The organism is Rubripirellula tenax (assembly GCF_007860125.1).
GTDB classification, from domain to species: Bacteria; Planctomycetota; Planctomycetia; order Pirellulales; family Pirellulaceae; genus Rubripirellula; species Rubripirellula tenax.
In genome coordinates this window covers 339,481-357,521 of the sequence record NZ_SJPW01000006.1, presented here as the reverse complement: position 1 = coordinate 357,521, position 18,041 = coordinate 339,481, and the positions used below count along the sequence as shown (strand labels likewise).

At 56.0% G+C, this 18,041-nt stretch carries 13 protein-coding genes; 4 read left to right on the top strand and 9 right to left on the bottom strand.

Translation table 11 applies throughout. The features are described 5' to 3' along the window. Positions 1–32: 32 nt before the first annotated feature. The 3 genes from Poly51_RS22230 to Poly51_RS22220 all read right to left on the bottom strand — a co-directional run bounded on the left by Poly51_RS22230 (position 33) and on the right by Poly51_RS22220 (position 4,029). Positions 33–1,091: an aldo/keto reductase gene (locus Poly51_RS22230; RefSeq protein ID WP_146460242.1), complete on the bottom strand. Its 1,059-nt coding sequence runs from the start codon at positions 1,089–1,091 to the stop codon at positions 33–35. Positions 1,092–1,102: 11 nt separating this feature from the next. After that, positions 1,103–2,689, bottom strand: a complete 1,587-nt coding sequence (locus tag Poly51_RS22225; protein ID WP_146460240.1) for an alpha-L-fucosidase — start codon at positions 2,687–2,689, stop codon at positions 1,103–1,105. A gap of 86 nt (positions 2,690–2,775) precedes the next feature. Beyond that, positions 2,776–4,029, bottom strand: a complete 1,254-nt coding sequence (locus Poly51_RS22220; RefSeq protein ID WP_146460238.1) for a tagaturonate epimerase family protein — start codon at positions 4,027–4,029, stop codon at positions 2,776–2,778. 199 nt (positions 4,030–4,228) lie between these two features. Here Poly51_RS22220 and Poly51_RS22215 point away from each other — a divergent pair, with 199 nt between their 5' ends. Continuing rightward, positions 4,229–4,429, top strand: coding sequence for a hypothetical protein (locus tag Poly51_RS22215; RefSeq protein WP_146460236.1), 201 nt, complete (start codon positions 4,229–4,231; stop codon positions 4,427–4,429). Position 4,430: 1 nt separating this feature from the next. Here the strand turns inward: Poly51_RS22215 and Poly51_RS22210 are convergent, their stop codons facing one another. From Poly51_RS22210 to hpt, 4 genes are read right to left on the bottom strand one after another with little or no spacing between them, the layout of a single operon-like run. Further along, complete coding sequence (locus Poly51_RS22210; RefSeq protein WP_146460234.1) at positions 4,431–6,677, bottom strand: trypsin-like serine protease; 2,247 nt, start codon at positions 6,675–6,677, stop codon at positions 4,431–4,433. Then, the gene (locus Poly51_RS22205; RefSeq protein ID WP_146460699.1) at positions 6,677–7,762 is read right to left on the bottom strand and encodes a glycosyltransferase family 4 protein; all 1,086 of its coding nucleotides are present in this window, start codon (positions 7,760–7,762) and stop codon (positions 6,677–6,679) included. The genes Poly51_RS22210 and Poly51_RS22205 overlap by 1 nt, the downstream gene beginning before the upstream one ends. Before the next feature lie 2 nt (positions 7,763–7,764). Next, positions 7,765–9,042: a glycosyltransferase family 4 protein gene (locus Poly51_RS22200; RefSeq protein WP_146460232.1), complete on the bottom strand. Its 1,278-nt coding sequence runs from the start codon at positions 9,040–9,042 to the stop codon at positions 7,765–7,767. Continuing rightward, positions 9,039–9,581: a hypoxanthine phosphoribosyltransferase gene (gene hpt / locus Poly51_RS22195; protein WP_146460231.1), complete on the bottom strand. Its 543-nt coding sequence runs from the start codon at positions 9,579–9,581 to the stop codon at positions 9,039–9,041. Before hpt ends, Poly51_RS22200 begins: the two co-directional genes overlap by 4 nt. 332 nt (positions 9,582–9,913) lie before the next feature. Here hpt and Poly51_RS22190 point away from each other — a divergent pair, with 332 nt between their 5' ends. Both Poly51_RS22190 and Poly51_RS22185 read left to right on the top strand, forming a co-directional pair. Beyond that, a complete protein-coding gene (locus Poly51_RS22190; protein WP_146460229.1) occupies positions 9,914–10,273 on the top strand; it encodes a hypothetical protein in 360 nt (119 codons plus the stop codon). 169 nt (positions 10,274–10,442) lie between these two features. Beyond that, complete coding sequence (locus Poly51_RS22185; RefSeq protein ID WP_146460227.1) at positions 10,443–11,942, top strand: YihY/virulence factor BrkB family protein; 1,500 nt, start codon at positions 10,443–10,445, stop codon at positions 11,940–11,942. Positions 11,943–12,075: 133 nt separating this feature from the next. On the opposite strand, the gene Poly51_RS22180 is transcribed toward Poly51_RS22185, so the two are convergent. Both Poly51_RS22180 and Poly51_RS22175 read right to left on the bottom strand, forming a co-directional pair. Beyond that, complete coding sequence (locus tag Poly51_RS22180) at positions 12,076–15,168, bottom strand: protein kinase domain-containing protein (RefSeq protein WP_146460226.1); 3,093 nt, start codon at positions 15,166–15,168, stop codon at positions 12,076–12,078. Beyond that, a complete protein-coding gene (locus tag Poly51_RS22175) occupies positions 15,168–16,493 on the bottom strand; it encodes an AAA family ATPase (protein ID WP_146460224.1) in 1,326 nt (441 codons plus the stop codon). The genes Poly51_RS22180 and Poly51_RS22175 overlap by 1 nt, the downstream gene beginning before the upstream one ends. Before the next feature lie 373 nt (positions 16,494–16,866). On the opposite strand from Poly51_RS22175, the gene Poly51_RS22170 reads away from it, so the two are divergent. Continuing rightward, positions 16,867–17,988: an EAL domain-containing protein gene (locus tag Poly51_RS22170; RefSeq protein ID WP_146460222.1), complete on the top strand. Its 1,122-nt coding sequence runs from the start codon at positions 16,867–16,869 to the stop codon at positions 17,986–17,988. Positions 17,989–18,041: the final 53 nt, after the last annotated feature.

Below are 18,041 nucleotides of genomic sequence, written 5' to 3'. Positions count from 1 at the left end.
ATTTCATTGGTGACGTTATAGCGACTTCGATATCACGCCACGCCCAGGAAGGGATAGTCAGCGGCGATTAAACTAGCTTCTTTCATCGCGACCCAAAATGCGCTATCGGGTTTCGATGTGCAAAGTGCCACATTTTGGGCGATACGATCGGGACGACTGCTATTGAGTGCCGTCGCGATGACCCCGGGCGGTGACATCCCGAAGGCGACGCACGCGGACGCAGGCGTGATATTGAATTGTCGGCACACGTCATGGAACCGCCGGCGCCATTGAATCAACTCCTGGTCACCCTCGCATTCGCCCGTGACGCGTCGATAGTCAAAATAGTCGCCGCCGGTCAGGAAACCCGCATGAAAAACAGCCGAATTGATCAGGGCAACGCCCTGTTGGTGAAGCGTGGCGACGAAGTCAAGCAGTTCGGTCGGGTGCGTGTAGATGGTCAGGCTGGTAGCGAGCATCACCCAATCAAGGCGGACTTCCGCCGACAATCGCTTTGAAATTTCCCAGTCCTTGGATCCCACGCCGATCGAATCGACGTCGCCTCGGTCGCGGAGCTCTGCGAGCGCCCGGTAGGCGCCGCAAATATCGTCCCACCGCGACTCGCGATCACGGTCGTCGGCCGCGGACGCAAGGTATTCATCGGGATCGTGGACCGAGACCATACGGGGGCGATAGGGCGACAAAAGCTCGCAACCCTGCTCATAGCAGCGGAGGATACCTTCGTAACTGATGTCTTGAACGGCATCGTGTGCCAATCCGACCCACGCGCCCGGTTCAAAGGTGGGCTCGGGCGTTGTCAACGCAACACGTCGCCATCCCAGTTTGTTGCTAATAACGATTCGTTCCGGCGGGATGCACAAGCTGCTGAGCGCCTTGCCCATCGCTTCAAGGGCTAGGCCTGCGCCGTACTTTCCTGCCGAATCAGCCGCTACGATTCCTGGCACATGCTTGAACCATTCGGAAACGATCTCGTGCTTAACGTCGTCAGAAACCTGTTGATACAAATTCCCCAACGCGCTGGTGCCAAACACGATCGGCGGAAGCGTGACTCCAACCGGACCGGATGCGGATACTACCGACTTCGTTTCCATGGTCGTCGCCGCTACTTGGTTACTTTGAGCACGTAGGCAAATTCAGACGGATGTTTCGCCGGCAATGACACGGTCAAGCCTTCGGCGTTACGATTCCATTTGATTTCTTCGTCCGATCCCAACAAAGTGATCGACCCGATATCGTCAGCATAATACTTTGAATCACTCGCAAGCGTTTTGATGGTGATGGAATTTGTTTTCGGCCAAGCCATTCCCGTGACGTACAAGACGTCGCCTTTCGCGGTGAAGCGAATGTCTTCGGACGTGAACGGCTTGTCCTTCGACTCGGAGACGTGCCCTGTCGAAACGGAGGTCGGTCCTTCGCCGAATGTCGTCCAGTAGGTTGTGTCGTAGATGGCTTCGCCGTTGATTTTCAACCAACCACCAATTGCTTTCAGGATTGCCTGGTCTTCTTCGGGAATGGTTCCGTCGGGGCGCGGACCGACGTTCAGCAATAGGCAACCATTCTTGCTGACGATGTCAACCAAATCGTCGACTAAGCGATCGGGAGTCTTGTAGCGTTGGTTTTCTGTATAGCCCCATGAGCTTGCACTAACCGCCGTATCGGTTTGCCAAAATGGCTTGCGAATTTCCGCCATCTTGGATCGTTCTTTATCCAAGACCGCAGCGTCCTCGGGGAATGCTTCGAACTTGTAATTGATGACGCCGATACCGTCGTTCCAACCCTTGGATTGGTTGTAGTAATACGCGGCGAACTTTTGCAGGTGCTCGGCATACGAGTTGGTTTCGTAGGTTTCTTTCCGGTCCGGCGTGATGCCAAAGTCGAACCAAAACACATCAGGCTGATACTTGTCAACGATTTCACAGGATCGCGCCAACCAATCGTCCTTGAACTGTTGGTCTTGAGGAGGGAAAAAGTTTTGATAGTCCCAGGCATTTTCTTGGAACAAGAACGGCATCGGTCGACCATACAGGTCGGCGTACTGTGGGTCCGCGTTGTCGTAGGCTTCGTTTCGGACATAGAACATCCAATTGAACGCACGGTGACTGCTGACGCCAAATTTCATGCCTTGTTCGCGAACGGATACCGACAATTCTTTGACGATGTCGCGTTTCGGCCCCATCTCGGATGCGTCCCATTTCGTAAACGAGCAATCGTACATGGGGAAACCGTCGTGATGCTCGGCGACGGGAATCACGTAGCGTGCACCGGTGTCTTTGAACAGCTTTGCCCATTCGTCGGCGTTGAACTTCTCGGCCTTGAAGGACGGAATGAAGTCCTTGTAACCGAACGTTTTCTGAGGCCCGTACGTGTCGATGTGGTGTTGGAAGAAATTGTCGCCGCGACGATCCAAGTTGATGTACATCTGCCGCGGGTACCACTCGCTTCCGAATGCGGGAACGCTGTAGGCACCCCAATGGATGAAGATGCCGAACTTGGCATCCTTGTACCACTGTGGAATTTCGTACCCCGAAAGCGAATCCCACTTCGCTTGAAAGGGACCTTCGGCGATTTTCGCGTCGATGTTTTTCACCGCGGGCGCAACATTCGGATGTGGCTGCATTGCCACTTCGGGTGATTCGGCTTGCACCGAAACGGCAGCCAACAAAAGACTCGCCAAGGCTAGGTATTTCATCGAAGGTTTATCCGGTTGTTCAAAAAGGTAAGTAAAATCGCGGCAACCAAGCGTTTCAATTCACGTCGGAATTCGGTCACGCCAAACTATGAACCGACAAAGAGAGGACGCAGGTGTCGTTCGTAGATGTTTTTGGTGACTTCGTTGCTGACGATCGCTTCGTTCGCCTTCAGCATATCGGTGTATCGAGCGCCGTGCTTGGCAGCGACTTTGAACGACACGTGCAACAGTTGTCGCATGTGGGCGTTGAAGTGTTCGTTGTCTTGGATGTGTCGGATTGCACTGGCCATTCTTGGGCCCGACCATCCATTGACCTCGTCGGCGGACGGCAATTTGCTTTGGTCAATGTCGATGACGCTGGCGTAGGGTGCGCAAAACTCTTCCACGTGACCGAGCGCGTAGGCGTAGATTTCTTTCGCCAACGCCAACCCGTCACCACCAGCCTCGGCCAAGCCGATGATCTCTTCTAGCCATGTCGTGCCGGCGGTCTTCAAGTGGAGACCCGCGTTGGTTCGCTGCAGACATTCGCGAATGATCGGATACAGGCTGAACTTATCGCTGCCGCTGTGAACACTCAACTTCAGCGTTTCCGGCAACCCATAGGTTTTGACGGCGTGAGCAATCACCGCGACATCGTCGTTGAACTCACGTTTGAATTGGGCCAGATCGCCGACGTAGTCGACGCCTTTGTTGAATCGACCGGTGAACTTAGGCGCGATCGTTTGAACGGGAATCTTTTCGTCGGCCAACGCTGCCAAAATGATCAACAGTTCGGGTGGCGTTTGCGGCGCGTCGGTTTCGTCCATCGAAACTTCGGTCGCGACTTTATCAACGCCGTTCTTTGCGGCGATATGACGATAGATCTCGCCGGCCTCTTTCACAGCCAATAGATACTGTTGGGCGACCTCTTGAACGTCTTTTCGCGTGACCTCGAGTGGTGCCGAAAGACCGCTTAGTCGCAACGTTCCAATCAATTCCGGATGGCGATCCACGAATGCCGCCACATCGGCGGTTGGTGCCGGCTTGCCAATCGAATCGGCCACGTCGATCGTGAAAAAGTCGCTGCAAGGCAAAAACGGATCAACGGTCTTCAGCTGGATGTGATCGGCGTCGACGTGCCATGGCTTGTCCCAGCCCAATTTTTCAACAGCTAACTTGGCCGCGTCGTAAACGCTCTGCGGCTGGGATCCGACGAACGTGTGCTCGCGGTTGGACTTGTTCCAAACCGGCGTCACGTCGACTCCATCATCGGCCAACTGCATAAAAGCGCGCAATTGGGCAGCCGCTTGGTGGGCAAATCGATCGCCGACACCGAACGTGTATTTCTCAAGAGGGAGCATCTTCTTCCTTCGTGTGTTGTTTAAGAGCATAATTCTGGCTCATGGCGTCGCTCGACCCCATAGCCGAGATTTACTTTTAGATGTCAATTCTTAACCTATCGAAAGGCTTCCTTGAACCAGACGGTCGGTGGATTAAGAGCCATTCGGGCAGCGTGACGGACCATGCTCGAACGTTCGGATCGGCAGTGACGGAAGCGTCATGACTGATGCCGTCGTCAACGAATGGGTCTGGGCATTTGAGATGCTCGACCGTGATGCCGTTGCCATCCACCACGCACCACGCGAAGTCCGTGCCCAACTTTCGCGATTGTTGCAAGTCAAGGGCTATTCAACGAATCGGATGCTTTCCCGGTCGCTGACGCATTCAAGCGACTCTTCGGCCGTCCAACCAAGGACTTGATTTAGCTGACCATCGGTCGGGTCATGCATTGCCGGCGACGACGATACCCGATCGCCAAACCCGCCAAGCTCAGGGCAACCCAAGTTGTCGGCTCGGGGACCGCCGCAATTGCGATATCGTTGCCCGTCCCGGCGCTGTAGCGAATCGCGAAGTCGTAACTTTGCCCGCCGAACGAACCCGTTATGCGATTTAGGTTCGAAAACTGTCCGATGACGGTGTCGCTGCCATCGTTGTTTACGAACAAAAAGCTGCTTTGGGGCGTCGGCGCGCTCAGCAGATTCAACCTCAGCAGCCCCGCCAAATTGACCGAGCCCGTCACGTTGAGCGAGTCGATCAAACCGGCCATTGGATCGAAGTCGATCGTTAGCAAGCTGGTGCTGTCGATCGTAAAGTCGTCCGTCGTGAATGTTCCGATCGCGGTGTTGGTTGCTGAGTCGCCGGGACGAAGTTCGGCACCGCTTGTCAGGGTCACGAATCCGTTGATGCCGCCCGAGCCTGCTGCGATACCGTTGACGACCGCCAGTCCGGTGATATTACTGATCTTGTCATAGACCGCCACGCCGGTGCCGATCTGGGTCAGCGTGTTGGATTGTCCTCCGGGATTGTAAAAGCGCCCTTGATCGCCACCGATGGTCAGCGAACGTCCAGCGTCCACTCGGATCGTCGCATCCGCTTGCAACGAGATCCGCTCGGTCAATTCGTGGTTGCCGGCGCTCACGTAAATCGCGCCTTTGTTGTCGATGCCGCTGCCGCTGATGTGAAGGTGTTCGCTTGCCGACAAACCGGTGCCTCGCAATTGCAGCGTTGCGCCATCCGCAACGGTTGTCTTCGTCGTCGGAAGAAATCCGCCGGTCCCGAACGACGCGGCGTTATCGAAAATGGCTGTCCCTTCTTGAATCACAAATTGGCCATCAAACGCAGAGTTGTCACCGTTGATGAGCAAGTCGGCTGCTCCCGTCTTCGTGATGGTTTGATTGCCGACCAGAGCCGCGCCGACTCGGGCGAACTTCTGTGCCTCGATGGTCGCGCCGCCTGCCGCGGCTTCTAATGTTCCCGAGCCAGCTAGGATTTGGAACGGTCCCGTCGACGTGTTGGGTGCGAAGCGAATTCCGGCGAACCGGATCGCGCTGTCCACCGTGATCAGCGATGCGCCCGAGTTCGCAGTTCCGAATACAGCCGTCGCCGTCGCATCGTTTTCCCACGTGAAGTTAAAACCGTCGATTGCTCCACCGACGGCGGTGAAACTTGGTCGCTGGTTGCTCCAGCTTCCCGGGCCGGTTTGCACACCGGGTGTCGCAGAGTCGCCGTCCCAAAAAATCTGTGTCGGCGCAGCCTGCGGCGTGAAGATGTCTCCGGTTTGGCTGACAATCCAATCGTAGACGCCCGCCACATTTGCATCGGTGAATCCCACGCCCGATTCGGCGCCGGTTGTGACACCGGCAATGAACCATTGGTTTTGATGTTGATACATCATCGGTCCGCCCGAGTCACCGGGCGCCGTTGAAACCTCGAATGGCGTCGAGTTGACGCCCATGTTGCTGTTGTTGAACACCAGACTTGAGCCGGCGGATGTGTTTTGGATCGAGTTGATGACGTTGGTACCGGCGCGAGCGTTCTCACCGGATGGACCGCGGCTGATCTGCGAGTTGGCGACGCTGCTGTATTGCCCCCATCCAACTTTCCAAACAAGTTGGTTGACCGGGTTGTGTCCCGGGTTGGGCACGATGAAAGGCGTTGAAGTCGGCAGTTGTTGATTCGCATCCAAACGAATCAGTGCGACGTCGCTGCCCGCTTGGCTGACGCTGGTGCCCGCATAGGTCTGGCCATCAAGTCGGAACGTGACGCGGCTTCCGTTGCCGACCACGTGACGCGCCGTCAAAACCCAGCCCGGCGCGATCGCCGACCCTGTCCCACCACCAGAAACCGTTCCGACGCCCGCGAACTGTCCTTGCCGGGCGAGTTCTTGGACTTCCGCGTCCGTCAAATCGTCGCGCCAAACGACTGCGGATGCGAAGTTTCCGCTAGCGAGAACCAGCCACCCCGTCAGTAACCAAAGCAGCGTGGCACGAAAATGCTCCTTGGTCGACCGAAATCGCGACGAAACAAAACAGGTGATGGCGTTCAACTTGATTCGACCTTTGTGCATCGGATCGGCGGGGAAAGAATCATCAGACGCGCCGATAAATGCCGTCCAGAACAGACCGGCCAGCGCGACATGCCAACAGATTGGCCGGCGAATCCGACGCATTACCCCCGATAGAGTTCAGCGTGCCGGTCAACCATGTTGGCCACCGTAAAATCGGATTCAATCCGATTCCGGGCTGCTTCGGCAAGGCGTCTCGCTCGTTCGGGGGCTTCCAATAGCCCGATCGTCTTCCTGGCAAAATCGGCCGAGTCGCCGAGCGAGACCAGGATTCCGGTTTTACCGTCGATCACCAGATCTCGGTTCCCGGCGATGTCACTGGCCACCACAGGCACACCCGCCTGCATCGCTTCAATCACCGAATTGCTCTGCCCCTCGTACTCGCTGGCGATCCAGAACACGTCGGCGTGGGGAAGCAATTCAGAGACGTCATCGCGTTGGCCCGCAAACCGGACACGGTCAGCGCTGGTGACGGCATCGCGATGACGCAAAAGTTCGCCCGACTGTGGACCGTCGCCGATGATCACTAATGTTGTGTCTTCACAAACCGTTGCCGCCAACTCAGCAGCCCAGATCAAGTCTCGGTACCGCTTTTGCGGCCAAAGTCGCCCAACTGCCAAAATCAGTTTCCGCCGCGGGTCGACCTTCAACTTAGCGAACGCTTTCTCGCGCGTCGTCGAGGTCGGTTGCCGAGGCGAAATCCCATTCGGAATTACTCGGAACAGGGCTGGATCGATACCGTGATCGCCGTAGAAGTCACGAACGCCTTCGCTGTTGGTAGTGATCGCGGTTGTGAACCTGGCCAATTGGCGGTCGATCATAAAATGCGCCGCGGTCTTCCAAGGATCGACACATCGTTCGCTGGCAAAGATCTTTGGTACCTTCGCCAATCTTGCCGCCACGCGTCCGAAGCTGTTGGCGGCAAACAGCCAAGTATGCACCGCATCCGGTTTCAATCGTATCAATTCACGCCGCAACCGCACCAGCGCCGTTGGATCGGCTTTGAAACGTTTTCCGATCAACGTGACAGGGATTCCAGCCGCGGTCAGTTCCTTCGATCGCGGACCGTCGCGCGTCAACAGTACGACGTGAACGTCGAATTGATCGCGAGGCAATTGAGTCGCCAGCAAACACAGTTGTTTCTCGGCACCGCCGCGATCCATCGTCGGAATGATTTGCACGATTCGCATGGTCATGACTTCACCTCGGTCGGATCGCCACCGCGTACGCGATTCTTCTTTGCGATCGTACGCTCGATCGCTTCAACGTACTCATCGATGACCGAAACCATTGGGCGACTTCGGATCCAATGTCGTCGCAGCATGGATGCTTTGTCTTGATACATCGGCAAGTTTGCCGCCACGGCCGCGATGCTTTCGGTAAACGCCGTGGCCGTAGGCTGATCGATCCATTGCACCCATTGTGCCGGATCACCGCCCGGCACCGGCCCCGTCGAAATCAACGTCGACGTCGACTCACGAGAAGCCGGTCCCACCAACACCGATCGCACGGCATCCCGCTGGATCGAAACGATCGGCAATTCGGCCGACACGGCTGTCGGCAAAAAGTAGTCGAGTCCGGATTCATCAGGCTGAACGAATACGTCCGCTGCCGCAAACAATTCGTCCCCGTCACAAAACGATCCTGGCATCGCAATCGAGGCCCGGACGCCGTCGCCTCGCAGCTGCTCATAGATCCAATCGCGGTGGGGACCATCGCCGATGAACCAAAGTTTCAATTTGGGCACTTGATCCACGATTCGGTAAGCCGCACGGACCAAATCCTGGATGCCGCCGTCGCGTGTCATCGGTGCCATACAGATGGCCACACGCGCGTCTGGGTCGACGTGCAGGTCGGTGTTGATCGCCGCGAGCGATCGCCGTGCCCGTTTCTGAGCAACGCTCGATCGCAATGGACCGGCCGCGAACCCAGGGTCGATCCGAATGATCCGCTCGGGTGAGTAACCTTCGGCTAGCAGCGAGCGGCTGCACGTGGCGCTATTGACGATGACTCCGTCCGCCATCCGGCCAACGGTACCGCATCGACGAGCCGTACGTGATGTCGACCAGTAATGTTGATCACTGAGACTGCCGCGACTTCCATACCGAAGCAGCGTCGGGCAGCCCGTCGACCGCGCGGCCTCGATCGCTGCCATCGACTCTTCGCGAATCCCATCGACCAACATCAAGTCAAACGACGAAGCGTTGGTCCGCAACCACTGGGTCAAGTGACGCGTGTAGCGGCCGATGGACCAGTCGCTTCGCGGCGCAGCGGCAGGCCGATGCACGGGTATTTCGCGAAGCCAAAACTTTTCCGGCCATGACGCTGCATAGCGAGGCGTGCAAACTTGAATCTGGACGCCGCGGCGATTCAAACCTTGCGCCAACTGAATCAGGTAAGCCGCCGAGTCGACGGAGCCGTGCGGCCAAAAGTGTCGGCCGACCATCAAGACTCGCACTTTCCGGCTCACGATTTGGCTTCCGCCGCTGTCTTTTCGATCTCTGCAGGTTCCAGTACCGCCAAGTACGGCAAGTTGCGAAACATATCCAGATAGTCCAAACCGTATCCAACGACGAACTCGTCGGGGATCTCAAAAGCACGGAAGTCGGGTCGCAGTTCAACCACATGATCGGTTCGTTTGTGCAACAGAACCGCCGACTTGACCGACGCGGCGCCAAACTCGTGCATCATGCCGCTGAGCCGGTCCAGCGTTTTGCCAGTGTCAAAAATATCGTCGACCAACAACACGTCGCGATTGGTGACGTCAATCATCATTTGAGCATCGACCGTCAACTCGCCCGACTTCATGCCGCCACGGTAGCTGGACGCGCGAACGACGCCCACGCGCTGCGGCATCGACAACCGGCGAATCAAGTCGGCAAACAAAACCAACGACCCCGTCATGATCGCGATAACGGTCAGTGGCCGATCGCCGTAGTGTGAATCGATCTCGGCCGCCAACCGCTCGACGCCTTCATTGAGTTGCGACTCGTCCAACAGGATTCGCATCGACAACAAGCCTTCAATTTTGTGGGGAATTAAAGAAACGGAACGTGAAACTCGCCGACGGCAACCAAGGTATCGATCAGCACCCGACCGATGTCAACCTGCGTAGTTTAGGGGCAACGTACCTTGTGTTGCAGTTGTGGCGATGAGTGGGGCGGCGAAGTGCCGAAAACGAACCCTGGTGGTCGTGTCTGAAATGGTTCCCCCAACTTATCGCCAAATGGCCGTGGGTTCGAGTCGACCTTGATCACCGAATTTTTGTCCGGATCGATTTGCCGCTCTCGGCGGATCGACTCGATCGCATCCCAATCGACATCCATTCTGAAATTTACCGAATGACGAACTCTCAGCGATTGGCGACCGTCCGCAACTGCTTTCTGCGTTGGATGTCGGCCGAAATTGGCCAGACATCGGGTGGCAACGACGACAGTGACGGTCCGCAAATCCAAACAGAGTCGGTGTTGATTCGTGATGAGTTCTTTTGCGGGCGAAGATTTCGAGCAGCGACGCACCGCGCGGTCTGGTTCATCGAAGAAGACACGCTGAAGATTTTCGACAACCAGAATGTTCTGCAAACGGTGATGCGATCTGGCGAGATTGACGAGTTCGTCGGCCGAGTTGCTGACGCGGATCCCGTGATTCTGGCGATCCCCCGTCCACAGCAAGCCAGCACCGGCGTCCGACGAGCTGCCTAGAGTCGATCGCGTGGCTCGGGCCGGTTTCCCGATCTTGCGTTCATCTTACGTTCAACCGCGAAAGTTGAGTAAGCTTCGACACACGCCGATGTTGGCGTTGCTCGCGTAGCACATCGGGGTTTCGGCCCCCTGCGACGCGTTGAACCGAAGTTGGAAGCTCGCTTGACCGATGACTCGATTCCTTGAATACATCGTCGATGCGGTTCGAAGCCCGCACGATCAATTGACGCCTCGCCAGCATACGGTGCGGCGATGTTGGGAATTGACGTGTCATTGCTGGCGTCAATTGCAGCGCCATCGTGCCGAGGGCATGGCGGCCGAACTGACTTACCGGACTATCTTTTCACTGATTCCCGTCGTCGTGTTGGGCTTGGTGATGTTTCGTATTGTCGGCGGACTCGAAGAGGTCCAAGGGCAAGTCGAGAACCAACTGTATTCTTTCTTTGGCGTACCCGAAGTTCCGGGGGACTACGGCCGAACGAACTTGGCCGAACAACAAGCAGACGACATACGATCATCGCTGGAACCGTCGCTTGGCGCTCAGATCACCGGCGAAAATTTAAGCGTCAAGATTGATCCGGTGATCGATATCGATGCGGCAATCACGCTGGCGGAACAGGAAGCAAAAAACAAAGAACAGGTGCGGGAAGAATCTGTTCGCCAAGCACGCGCGAGCATTCGCCGCACGTTGTCGGAAGTGACAGCGAAGGTTGCGTCGGTTGACTTCAAATCGATTGGAGTATTCGGCCTGCTATTGTTCATCTACGCAGCCGTTGCACTCGCGGACGCCGTCGAGCATTTGTTCAACCGCGTCTACGACGCTCCGTCGAAACGTCCAATTCACATTCGATTGGCGATTCATTGGTCCATCATCACGCTGGGCAGCGGTTTGTTGGCGATGAGTCTGTACATGTCGGGCCAAGTCATCGAGTGGTTTGGCGAAATCGGTGCAGGCTCTGACTTTCGAATTGTGATGGGACACCTGTTGTCGGTTGTTGCAAGCTGGGTGTTGTTATTCTTGCTGTACGCTTTGATGCCCAACACGCATGTTTCCGTTCGCGCTGCAATTTTGGGGTCCTTGGTCAGTTCGCTGATGTGGGAATTCGCGAAATTCGGATTTCAGATCTACGTCGCGAAAGCAGTTCCCTATTCGGCGATCTACGGATCGATCGGCTTGATTCCTCTGTTCCTCTTTTGGATCTATATCACTTGGTTGATCGTCTTGTTCGGGTTGGTGTTAACCCACGCGTTGCAGACGATGCGAGGTCGAAGCCCACGTTCGTCCGTCTGGGACAGCGATGCATTGCCATCGGGCGACCCCGATTGGATGCTGCCGATCATGTGCGAAGTCAATCTGGCATTCGCGAAAGGAAAACCGATCGACAACCAGGGATTGGCGGACCGAATCGGACTGAGCAGTCGGATCGTCGGCGAAATGACGTCGCAATTGGTCGACGCAGGCTTTTTAAGAAGAGTTTCGGCGGATGATCGCAAAGCCGAGTCGCTGATCCTGGCGCGCCCATCGGACAAGATCACCGTCGTCGAAATTCTGGAAGTGGCTCATCGTTTCCGCCCGACAAGCGATCACCCGGCGTGGCTATCACTCGCTGATTTGAAGTCGGCCGAGCGAAACGCTGCCCAAGGAAAAATGCTTTCGGATCTCAGTTAGGCCTTCAACCACATTTTCGATCGCGGGTTCCCTTCATCGTGGCGTCGGCTTCGGAACAGTGATCTTCAGCGTTTGCGAATTGGCAGGCAAGATGCCAACCCTTGAATGTTGCCGAAGGGGTCGCCCACTTTGTTTAGAACGCGACATCGACGCGGCTTGCCAGCCGTGTCGTCACTTGTTCGTTGCTTCCGTTCAAAACGGTCAAACGTGACAAGATGTTTTTGAGCTCGATCTTTTGAGCCTCATGAATCAACTTCGGTTCTGCGTTGGGAACCACCGCGACGGTCAATGCACCGGGGTGAATCGCTCGCACTTCGGTTTCCAACTGACTGCGTTCGCCTTCGCTGCCGACGACCAGAATCAGCCGCTGAAGGCCACCGATGGATAACAACGCAGGCTTGACCAGTGCGATACCGTCATCAACGGACATCGGCCCGGCCGACTTCCTGGCCTCTCGCGCCATCGTGAACTCGTGCGTATTGGCCGTTCGATTTAGCGAAGCTTGGGCGTTGGTTTGCGATATATTTGTCGTCGAAGACTCGGCAACCGCTTCGGCAACTTCGATTCCCTTTGCGTTTGTCCGCGCGACTTCGTCGCTGTGTCGTTCGACAGCGTCGATCACGATCGGCACGGCTTGCTGGGTCAATTGAGCAATGATGGATCGGCAATCGACATTCGCTCCCAGATCATTTAGGGGGCGAACCAGACATTCGCCGACCGCAGAGCGATGCAGTTGGCTAACGATAGAGCCGAATTTTGCACGCAACAACTCGGGCATCGATTCCCAAGGATTCAGGTCGCCCATTTCGTTCTTGGTTTCGACAATGCCGACGGCCAATATTGCCGCGAACCGTTCGATCCGTTCCTCTAAAAATTTCAAGTGGATCGCGAAATGGTCGAGCTGCTTGGACGCCAAGCCCTTGACGATTGCATCGCGGAAGAGGTCCTGATCGATTAAATCTGACGACGAACCCACCGGGCGCGGCGTCGATTGCAATGTCGAGCGAGACCACTCAACGCAACGTTCGTAGAAAATTTTCAATGTTTCGTAAACGGTCGAAACGTCGGCTCGTCGATCGTTCAAGCAAACAGAGACTTCGCGGAAGGCGTTGTTGAGCCAGCCGGCGGAAAGCCAGTCGAAGTCGTTGGCGTGGTCTCGTACGAAAGTTTCGATCGCCTCAATCGTTGGCTCGGGCAGGCTTCGCATATCCAAGTGATCTTGAACGGCTTCGATGGCATGTTCGATCGAAACCGACAAACGTCGTTCCAACCGGTCCGCAAGTGCGGGTGCTTCACGGCGAGCCTTCGACGGAATGCCCAACCACCGTACAAGTAATTCGCGAACGACGGCCGGCGATAGGACTCGTGTTTCCAGCCTGTGCCGGTCACCGAGCGGGACGACGCCAACCGAGCGAATGGATGGTCGACGGATTGTTGTTGCATCCGTCTTTTCAAACTTGCGGGCTGCCGAGAGCAAGTCGCCGCATCCGGTCGAATCTGCCCATAAGTACTCCGTTATCGTTTCGATCGGATTCACGGTCCATCGGTCGGCTTGCGTTCCAGCGATCACGTAGAGATCGCGAAGCGGTGTTCTTGCAGCGGGCACGCTTGGAAAGCCTGCGCCTTCGTCGCCCGGATAGCCGTTGCCGACCTGCATGAAAAACTCGATCTCGTGCAATGCTGCTTGTGCGTCATGCAATGCCAGCGGATTGCAGTGGTCGATCTGAAAACCGACCGACGACAGCAACGACAAAATGCGAGTCTCTTCCAGCCCGGCTTGATCCAGAAGATGGCGCAACAGGTGGACGACATCGATGTACATACCGCTGCCGGTGCCGCCGGCAAGTGACCCGACAACGTAGACACGTGCAGGCGCACCGTCCGCTTCTTCGATCATCGTTTCGATCGCGGCGATCAGTCGCTTTTTAACGGTCTCACCGTGGTCGACCAATGCCAATCGTCCAAGCGGTCGCATTCCTTCGGTCGTTCCGTTGCGAGGGACGTTGTAAATCCAGCGTCGTGAAATGGATCGAAGGCGGTCGGTACCATTGGTTCGGTACTCGTGTGCCGACTTCAGCGGCGTGTGAATGGTATGGCACTTTGGAACACGATCGGAAACTTCGCCCAAACGCAACGCATGGATTGTTGCCATGTCGGTATCGATGACGACGCTGTTGAGATGCAATGGGCTTGCGACGTGCAGATCGGCAATCCGGCGACGCAGCTCGCGAACGCATTCCGCGCCGCTGCCGCCCAGACCGATCACCATGGCATGGCTGACAGCGATACCCGCGGGCTTCGCGGATTCGCCATTCAATTGCGGCAGATCTTCGACATCGCCGTTTGCTTCTTCGAGTGTCGAATCGGTGGGTGCGACCGTGGTAACCTTCGACTGCGACCGCATCGATTGGTTACGCAACGCGTCGACAAATTCCTTGCAGCTTGGGAATCGACGGTTCGGATTTTTCTCAAGTGCTCGGGCGACGACGGGTCGATCACTCGGCGGTAGCGTTTCCAAGTTTGGTGCGCTATGAACGTGCTGTGTCGCCAATTGAGCGATGGTCCGTCCGCTAAATGGACGCGTACCCGTCAACAATTCTTGAAACATGACCGCCAACGAGTACTGGTCGCTGTGCAGACTCGGACGCCCATCAAAGACCTCCGGCGGCGCATAGATCGGCGTCAATCCGCCAACCACACTGCAGTCGATGTCACGCAAGTCTTTCAGCAGTCCGAAGTCGGCGACCTTGACGTGACCGCCGATCATCAACAGGTTGCCCGGTTTGATGTCCAGGTGCTGCAGTTGGTACGACTGGTGCAAATAATCCAAACCGTCGGCAGTATCATGCAGATGGCTCAACAGCAGATCGCGGGGAATACCGCACGATCCACGGTCGCGATGTACTTTGTAAACGTCTTCGAGAGATCCATCGGCCAATTCGGTGATGATGACCAATTGGTCATCCACAATTTCGAACCGTTCCAATGTCAGCAAGAACGGATGGTGTACCGATTTGACACGCTCAAGGGAACGCAATTCACGCGAGGCGCGAGATTGATCTTGGCTGCCGAAGACGAATTTGATCGCCTTTTTTAGCCCACCGGGCGCGCTGGAACGCCATACTTCGCCAAAGCCGCCTCGTCCGATAGCTTCCTCGAGCACGTAACCGGGGATCGGTTCGTAGCCTTCGCAGATCTTCGTCGAATTTGTTGTTTGCATTTCCATCACAGTTGGCTGAAGTAGCTGCGGCAAGCTTGGTCCAAATATTCAGGACGAATCGCGAATGGAAGCTTTCGGTATTTGCAAAAGTTGGCAACTTGCAAGAGCAGGTCTCGCGGATGACAACGCCGAATGTTGCGGTTGCTTTCGGCATAAAATCGCAACAGATGCGAGGCCGCTTGCGGTGTATCGGGGAATCCCATCTTTTTGCCGACATCCGACATCAATTGTGTGAATTCTTCTTTGGTCGGATCATCGACGAAGATTTTGTAGGGCACGCGGCGCAAGAATGCTTCGTCGACCAACGAGGCGGGGTCGATGTTGGTCGAGAAGATGATCAGTTGCTCGAACGGGATCTGAATTTTCTTGCCCGTTGGAAGCGTCAGATAATCACAACTGTTTTCTAGCGGCACGATCCAGCGATTAAGCAGATCTTCCGGTGCAATGCGTTGGCGTCCGAAGTCGTCGATCAGCAAGCAACCGCAGTTGCTTTTCATTTGCAGGGGGGCTTCGCAGATGTTGGATCGCGGATCGTGACGAACCTCCAAGTTCTCCATCACCAATTCGCCGCCGACGACGACGGTCGGGCGTCCGATACGCAGCCAACGTCGATCCCACTCCTGCGTCTTTAGCATGTTCCCGGTCGCCTGCGGAACAGGCGCGGGTCGGTGGAAGGCATCGTCTTGCAGCTTGATCAGGTTTCCGTCATCGAGGATCGCATGGGGAATCCAAATTTCTTGGCCCAGTACCTGAGTCAAGCATCGAGCGATCGTCGTCTTTCCGTTTCCGGGCGGTCCGTACAAGAACAACCCCGTGTTGCTGTTGACGGCCGGTCCGAGTTCGTCGAGTAGGTGGTCGTCGTAGGAGATTGTTGCCAGTGCCGCACGTAGCTGGTCGCGGTCAATCGGTTCCAGGCCAGCAGCTTGTGCTTCAACACTCAGCACGTAATCGTTCAACGGCACAGGTGCGGGGCCCACATAGCTGCACTGTTTCATGTGGCCTTGTGCGCGGTTCTGGCCGGCTTCGGTCAACGAATAGTAATAGTCATTGAAAGCCGCCGGGCGCACGTGGGAAACCAACTTACGCGTCCGCAGTACATCCAACAGCGGTTCGACCACGCGAAACGTCAATCCCGTTCGATCAGAAACGACTCGACCGCTGACCGTGCCGCCGATCAAAACGGTTTTCAGCACCAAGGCTTCAATGAAGGAATCGCTCAGGCCTGTTTCGGCTGAGTTCTGTGGTTGGCTGGGCCAGAACGTGTCGTTCGAAAGGAGACCGCCCAACAAGCTCGGTTCGAAAGACTGCGTTTCTGAGGTTAACGTGTTCATAACGATATTGCGGTGTGTAGGTATTCCAAGGGTCCCGCGATGCTTGCCTGCAGCAACCTGCAAGCAGTTCTTAGAGACCGATTCCATGAAACGTAGCTTGCGAACCGTGTCACCCACGCCGATACCAGCCGACTTTTACGATTGAGTCGTGATTGCGGACCAAGACAACAGAACGACCGTCACAACGGGTGCTTTTAAACGGTTGAAACAAGCGTCGCAGCGGTCTACCGATCGGGTCGGTCGGCCAAGTCCAAAAATTACCTGTAAATGTGCTATCAACCGAGGAACGCGACTAAGCATGACCTAGGTTTAAGATGCCCAAGTTCAGACGGATTTGGCATCCTCACACATTTGCTTTCTCGGATTCGATTCCATGCCTTCGGTCGACCTCGCAACCCTCGAACGACTTCGACGCAGCACGATTTTCTCGGAAGACGTGTGGTTCTTATCGGGCCCCACCCAGCCCGGGGAAGGCGTCTTGCACATTCCCGTCGACGGAAATCCGTACATTGTTGGTCGTAAAACGGGCGTCTCCCTGAAGTTGCAGTTCCGTACCGTTAGCGGGAATCACGCTTCGTTGTGGGTCGAAAAGGGCGTTTTGCACCTGAAAGACCTCGGCAGCACGAACGGCACGTACGTCAACGGAAACCGAATCGATCCGGAAACGCCTATCGCGATCAGCGAAGAAGACCTGATCCACTTTGCCGAAGCACCTTTCCGCGTCCGTCGTCAATCGCCGACGGGCATGTCCAACGGTACCTACGCAGAAAACGTTTGTGACCAAGCACTGGCCTTGGTCCAATTCGATCGACTGATGAGCGAGCGTTTGGTCAAACCGCACTTCCAAGCGATCGTTGAAATGTCGAACGACAAGGCGATCGGATTCGAGATTCTGGGCCGCGGTAGCGTGTTCGGATTGGAATCGGTCGGCGCAATGTTTCAAGCTGCCGAACAATTGAATCTCGAAGTCGAACTGAGCCAATTGTTGCGTTGGGAAGGAATCCGCGTCGGCCGCGATCTGCCCGAGCGACCGACATTGTTCGTCAATACGCACCCACGCGAAATGGAAGATGGCAGTGAATTGATCGATTCACTGGTCAAAGTTCGCGACATGACCGGCGGCACCGATTTGGTGCTAGAAATTCACGAGTCGTCCGTCACGAACCCCGCATTGATGAAATCATTGCACTCGGCCATGCAGGATTTGAACATACGTTTGGCCTACGACGACTTCGGTTCTGGCCAGGCTCGGTTGGCTGAATTGATCGAAGCACGTCCAGATTTTGTTAAGTTCGACATCTCGCTGATCCGCGAAATCGACAAAGCGAACGAGCAACGACGTCGGATGCTAGAAACGTTGGTGAAAATGGTCCGCGAACTCGATATCGTGGCATTGGCCGAAGGCATTGAAACGGCGGAAGAAGCCGAAGTCTGCAAAGAAGTCGGATTCGAATTGGCACAGGGATATTTCTTCGGCCGTCCTTCACCGGCGTGAAACTGAACGCCCGAGCACCGTTGACTTTGACGATTCTGCGGAATTGTTCGTCG

Coding starts and splice junctions, on each gene's coding strand:
- Poly51_RS22230 (WP_146460242.1), bottom strand. CDS start 1,091: ATGGAAACGAAGTCGGTAGTATCCGCATCCGGTCCGGTTGGAGTCACG.
- Poly51_RS22225 (WP_146460240.1), bottom strand. CDS start 2,689: ATGAAATACCTAGCCTTGGCGAGTCTTTTGTTGGCTGCCGTTTCGGTG.
- Poly51_RS22220 (WP_146460238.1), bottom strand. CDS start 4,029: ATGCTCCCTCTTGAGAAATACACGTTCGGTGTCGGCGATCGATTTGCC.
- Poly51_RS22215 (WP_146460236.1), top strand. CDS start 4,229: ATGACTGATGCCGTCGTCAACGAATGGGTCTGGGCATTTGAGATGCTC.
- Poly51_RS22210 (WP_146460234.1), bottom strand. CDS start 6,677: ATGCGTCGGATTCGCCGGCCAATCTGTTGGCATGTCGCGCTGGCCGGT.
- Poly51_RS22205 (WP_146460699.1), bottom strand. CDS start 7,762: ATGCGAATCGTGCAAATCATTCCGACGATGGATCGCGGCGGTGCCGAG.
- hpt (WP_146460231.1), bottom strand. CDS start 9,581: ATGCGAATCCTGTTGGACGAGTCGCAACTCAATGAAGGCGTCGAGCGG.
- Poly51_RS22190 (WP_146460229.1), top strand. CDS start 9,914: ATGACGAACTCTCAGCGATTGGCGACCGTCCGCAACTGCTTTCTGCGT.
- Poly51_RS22185 (WP_146460227.1), top strand. CDS start 10,443: ATGACTCGATTCCTTGAATACATCGTCGATGCGGTTCGAAGCCCGCAC.
- Poly51_RS22180 (WP_146460226.1), bottom strand. CDS start 15,168: ATGGAAATGCAAACAACAAATTCGACGAAGATCTGCGAAGGCTACGAA.
- Poly51_RS22175 (WP_146460224.1), bottom strand. CDS start 16,493: ATGAACACGTTAACCTCAGAAACGCAGTCTTTCGAACCGAGCTTGTTG.
- Poly51_RS22170 (WP_146460222.1), top strand. CDS start 16,867: ATGCCTTCGGTCGACCTCGCAACCCTCGAACGACTTCGACGCAGCACG.